Source organism: Streptomyces sp. P9(2023) (assembly GCF_032436795.1).
Classification (GTDB): domain Bacteria; phylum Actinomycetota; class Actinomycetes; order Streptomycetales; family Streptomycetaceae; genus Streptomyces.
Map to the genome: position 1 here is coordinate 1 of NZ_JAUPWM010000617.1, position 259 is coordinate 259.

General features: G+C 66.4%; 1 protein-coding gene. It reads right to left on the reverse strand.

Features of this window, described 5'->3' with window-relative positions:
* Positions 1-204: proline racemase family protein (locus Q5762_RS38905; RefSeq protein ID WP_315897038.1), on the reverse strand; the 204-nt coding region annotated here is incomplete at its 3' end.
* Positions 205-259 lie beyond the last annotated feature (55 nt).

Here is a 259-nt window from a genome sequence, read left to right on the forward strand (position 1 = left end):
CGCCGTCACGACACCCATCGTCCCGTGGCCGCACATGTCCAGATACCCGCCGGTGTCCATGAAGAAGAGGCCGAAGTCGGCGTCGGGGTCCGCCGGTACCGTCGGCACGGCGCCGAACATATCCTTGTGTCCCCGCGGTTCCTGGACCAACCACGTCCGGATGTCGTCCTGCTCTTCGGCGAAGGCATCGCGCTGGGCTTTCACCGACCCGGATCGTTTCGAGCGGGCTCAACCGTTCGAAGCAGGCTCGGGGGTCGGT